We start from the raw sequence: 1,719 nt of genomic DNA, 5'->3' as shown, positions 1-1,719 counted from the left end.
ATTGTGCCATAAACACTAAATTTGAAGTAGAAGCAAAAATGCCAAGCGTTGTGAATCCCTCTTAAATTGCTTGTTATGTACGTTTCACTGCGACCACGGAATATGTATGCCAATGCTTCATTCTACCCAATGAAGTTTTCGCTGTTTCATCACGTTCAAAGAACCTGACTATTTCAAAACCCGAGAACAGAGCCTTTACTTCTGATTCCGACAACGATGTTGTAGGACTACGATAGTTGTTAGCCCAGCTGTCTTTGAAACCCATGAAGTCACCAGCAAACACCCCACCGATTTCAATTGAAGATCTGATGTTGCTCCAAGTCGATGCAAATTGGTTTGGGTCAGCGAAGAACAAACTGGAGTTTGCGATAACTACACCAGATTTTGGATAGTCGAACGACTCAAACGAGGACGCTGAAATATCCACTAATGACTTTGACCCAAACCTATCTTTACAAATAGCGACTGAATCAGGATTAATATCGAAGCCATGAACTTGATAACCCTGTTGTTCGAGGTATTCGATATCACTGCCGGTTCCACAACCACAGTCAGTGGCTACTTTGAGGTTTGATTCATTGAGTCTGACAGCAAATTCAGTACGTTTTGAATGTGGGCGAGATAGTGCCTTTTCGTAGTACTGACGCCAAATTTCAGCATTTTCATCCATAAGTTTCTGATTTTCCGTAAAAGTACATAACGCCCTGTTAAGGTGTGAGCAACGCAATGCCGATGTTGCCGCATACCACCTTAAACACTAAACGCAACGCATAGTAAAAATGCCAAGCGTTGCGAATCACTCTTAAACAGATTGTTATAAATATTTACCTCCAAGGCTTAGGCTTTGTGTTTGCATAGGATGTAACCCAACTAGTAGTCGGAGAGCCATAAGTTTGTGGATCAGGTTCGTCAAACACGATTACGTCTTTAGCACTAAAACCGTCATCTTCACCTTGCAGATAAGTTCTAATATTTTTGATCAAAACCCTCAAGTCTTTGCGATCATTTTGATGAGAAAGCGAATTTGATAATTCCTCTGCTAATTCTCTTGGCAACCAAACAAATGCTTGAAAAGAAAGTTTATTAAGTTGGTGGTAGTCTAAATTACCGCCTTTTCTTATCCACTCGGCAAGTAACTCCGCTACGATTTCACCTTTGAGTCTTATCTCTCTTTCGTGCTCAATTTCCAATTTTTTCAAGTCATATTCATGTTTTATCGATGCTTTTAACCTTGCCAACAACCATGAACGCATCAAAAAGGCAACAACTCCAAGCAATGATAATGTTGAAATTGAGCTAACTATACCGACTAGGATTTGCTCGAAATTTTCCACCGAAACTCCTCATATTTATAACGCCCAATTAACGTGTGAGCAGCGCAAACACTGAACTTAACCACTGCGCCGTAAACACTAAACTCAACCCGAAGTGAAAACGCCAAGCGTTGCGAATCACTGTTGAATTGTTTGTTATGTTTTACCACAAACACATGATTTAATTGAGAAAGAACTGCGATTTCTAACTAGTTTTCTGAAGCAAACCACAAGGTAAGAACCAACTTGGCCACCAAAGGCGATTAACCCAAAACCTGTAATTCCACTTCCCTGCCCAATGAGGCAACCCGACTTCGTTTCAACAAGTACCCTTTCTTTCCAACCAAAGCGCAAAACAATGCTGAATTGCCGAGACAACTGCCAAGCCGAAATGCTAATTGGCTAA

The 1,719-nt window shown here is 40.7% G+C and carries 2 protein-coding genes; both read right to left on the bottom strand.

All coding sequences use genetic code 11. The annotated features are described in order from the left end of the window. Positions 1 to 73 precede the first annotated feature (73 nt). Positions 74 to 670 (bottom strand): class I SAM-dependent methyltransferase, encoded by a 597-nt coding sequence (locus tag ACHUFZ_RS21180; RefSeq protein ID WP_394128706.1) that lies wholly within the window; start codon positions 668 to 670, stop codon positions 74 to 76. Between the two features lie 154 nt (positions 671 to 824). Continuing rightward, positions 825 to 1,334 carry a hypothetical protein gene (locus ACHUFZ_RS21175; RefSeq protein ID WP_139124740.1) on the bottom strand — a complete coding sequence of 170 codons (510 nt, stop codon included), beginning with the start codon at positions 1,332 to 1,334 and terminating at the stop codon, positions 825 to 827. Between the last annotated feature and the right edge of the window lie 385 nt (positions 1,335 to 1,719).

Origin of the sequence: Vibrio hepatarius, from assembly GCF_043642085.1 — a bacterium.
In the GTDB taxonomy this organism is placed as follows: Bacteria; Pseudomonadota; Gammaproteobacteria; order Enterobacterales; family Vibrionaceae; genus Vibrio; species Vibrio hepatarius_C.
The sequence above is the reverse complement of the archived record's forward strand: the minus strand, read 5'-3'. Positions and strand labels throughout refer to the sequence as shown.